Raw genomic sequence first — 2,038 nt, 5'->3', positions numbered from 1 at the left:
CCCATCCCAAAAGGCGGAGAACACGCAGTAACAGTTGCGCAACTCTCGGCACTCCAACTCAACGGCGTCAAGTCGCTGGCCGGAGGCCTGCAACGACGGGACCGCCACGAGCTGGGCGAGCACGTTGTATATTCTGATGCTCACTACCGGGCCCCGGCCACTCCGGAACAGGCTCTCGCTCAGGCGGAACGGGATCGTCGTCGCCGGATTGAACGGGTTCGGGTAGTTCTGAAGAAGCTCGACCTGGTTGCGTCGCGAGGTATCCTGCTGAGCCTGCGATACCCGCGGTGCCGCCAGAGCGAGTCCTGCCAAGAGCCACGCGTATGCGTAGCGCCTCATTCTGGACTCCGTTTCGGACGGAAAAGTTGCTGGTTCTTCACTCCTCGAATAGGGGTGAACGGGACACTCCTTTACACCGGGCTATGTTACGACGCCCCAACGAATAAGTCAACGCCTAGGGGCCCTTTTTCAGGGCTCGGCGGTCCCCTTCCCTCACCGTAACCCCTTCCCTGTCAGCCCATTCCAGTAGCGGGATCAACCACTTTCGCGACCGCCCCAGGCGATCCCTGATCCCCGCCGGCGTTGAGGGCCCCAGCTCCTTCAGGGCTTCGACCAGCCGGGCCTGCTCCCGGCTGATAGCGCCGGCCTCGTAGTACCGGTCCTTCCCGACCGCCACTACTACCCCCGAGCGGGCGAGAAGTCTCAGGATGGCCGGCACATCCACGCCAGGCAGGCCGGCCGCCAACTCCGCAATGGTAGGCGGCTCCGCATCAGCGGCGCGGAGCACCTCCAGCACCCGCTCCTGCTCAGCCTGTGCACCGCCGCCACGACCCGGCTCGAAGTCCGCCAGCCTCACGGTGGAGCCGTCCTTCACGACGCGCCGGGTCTGGTCCACCAGGCGCCGTTCAGCCAGCTCCACGAGCTGCGCCGGACCAGCAACCAGCGAAGCGCGCCATGCCTGCGCCGGCATGCCCGGCTCGAGCGGGTGCGCGGCGTGGTAGCGCTCCAACGCCTCGCGAAGACGCTCCGCCGCGGCGTCCACTTCGGCGACGGCGACATACCACCCGTCCACCTCGACCAACCCAATCTCGGATGCGCGCCCCAGCACCGCGGTGAGCCGGCTCACGCCGAGGCCCGCAACGACCTCGAGCTGGGCAAGAGCCAGCCCGGACCGGCCACGGCGGGCGATCAGCTGAACGACCCGCTGTTGGTCCGAAGTCGGGGTCGCGGGGAGAACGCGCCTGGCCCGCCGGAGCGCCCCGTCATCCGCCCACGGATCAACGACCAACCCACCGCCGATGGTCGTGACGGGCGAGTACGACCGGAGCACCAGCCGGTCACCCGCGCGCGTCACCAGCGGATCCTCGAGCATGAGGCGGGCGGGAAAGCTCCCGCTGGTGGCGTCACCCGCGCGCGTGACGCGCGCCATCACCTCCGCCGTACCGTGATGGACCCGCACCCTCGCCCTTGGTTTCAGCACCGCGCCCGGCAGCAGAGTGATCTCGACGTCCATCGCGCGGCCGGCGCGCCATCCTTCGCCGGACAGAACGACCGAGCCGCGCGCAGCCTGTTCGCGCGACAGGCCGACGAGGGCGAGGGCGGCGCGGCGACCGGGCTCGGCGCGCGGCGCCGGCTGCTCGTGCACCTGGATGCTGCGAACCCGCGCCTCCACCGCCGCCGGCAGCACCAGGACGCGGTCGCCCTCGGCCACGCAGCCGCTCCACACCGTGCCGGTCACGATGGTCCCGGCTCCGGCGAGCGCGAACACCCGGTCCACCGGAAGCCGGAACCGGTCGTCGGAGCCGTGCGCCGCGACTTCCTGGGCGACGCGGGCCAGCACCTCGCGGAGCCGCTCCAGCCCGGTCGCCTGGGTCGCCGAAACCTCGACGATCGGCCACGCCGCACCGAAATGGCGCACCGTCTCGTCGTTCAGCTCGTCGGCCACGAGCGCGCGCCAGTCGGCATCAGGCGCGAGGTCGCACTTGGTGAGCGCGACGACGCCGCGAGTCACCCCGAGGAAGCGGAGGATGGCCAGATG

2 protein-coding genes are annotated in these 2,038 nt (G+C 69.9%); both read right to left on the bottom strand.

Going from position 1 to position 2,038, the window contains the following annotated elements:
* Positions 1-339, bottom strand: a 339-nt coding sequence (locus tag Q8Q85_01325; GenBank protein ID MDP3772889.1) for a hypothetical protein, incomplete at its 3' end; no start/stop codon positions are given.
* 115 nt (positions 340-454) lie between these two features.
* The coding region (locus Q8Q85_01320) for a SelB C-terminal domain-containing protein (GenBank protein MDP3772888.1) at positions 455-2,038 on the bottom strand (1,584 nt) is incomplete at its 5' end.

It is taken from the genome of Gemmatimonadales bacterium (assembly GCA_030697825.1).
GTDB lineage: Bacteria > Gemmatimonadota > Gemmatimonadetes > Gemmatimonadales > JACORV01 > JACORV01.
The sequence above is the reverse complement of the archived record's forward strand: the minus strand, read 5'-3'. Positions and strand labels throughout refer to the sequence as shown.